Consider the following 635-nt stretch of genomic DNA (forward strand, 5'->3'; position numbering starts at 1 on the left):
TAATAAACGTATTTCCTTAAGATTTTCAAATATATTATCTATTGATATCACCTCTATATTTAAATTAAAATGTAACAGATAATTTTGGATTTAAACTCTTTGGGCTTTCTTTTTAGTATTACCGTTTTTTAGTAATGGATTTCCAACGTAAATAAGAAAAAACCCATGTTGAAAGTTCTTCTAACACGGGTTTTCGACTTTTTCAAATGAATCAGAAATATTTTAAAAACAATCACATTTTTTTAAATCTAGATTTAAGATCGAAAAATAAAAACAGGATACATCAACTTATAATAATGGAGAAAGCAGACGAGCACCTTGTTCAACAATGCGCTCGGTCAGGGATCGTTGCAACAAGTCTTCAATTCTTAATGGTACAGAATCAGTAAGATCCCTCTCGAACTGCTCTGTGAGTTCCCTTGCCACATCAGCACTGTACACGACTTGACACACCTCATAATTCAGGCGAAAACTTCTCATATCATAGTTTGCTGCGCCTACTTCTGCAATTTCCTCATCAATGATCATCAGTTTCGCATGTAACATTCCTTTATTGTACTGGTAGATTTGGACCCCAGCTTCTATAAGTTCCCCGTAATAGGTACGACTTGCATAGCCCACGCTTTTTTGATCAA

At 34.5% G+C, this 635-nt stretch carries 1 protein-coding gene; it reads right to left on the bottom strand.

What is annotated here, in order from left to right; all coding sequences use genetic code 11:
* Positions 1-288: 288 nt before the first annotated feature.
* Positions 289-635: phospholipase D-like domain-containing protein (locus WD019_RS21730; RefSeq protein ID WP_425712820.1), on the bottom strand; the 347-nt coding region annotated here is incomplete at its 5' end.

Source organism: Fictibacillus sp. Mic-4, from assembly GCF_049843615.1.
Taxonomy (GTDB): Bacteria; Bacillota; Bacilli; order Bacillales; family Fictibacillaceae; genus Fictibacillus_A; species Fictibacillus_A gelatini.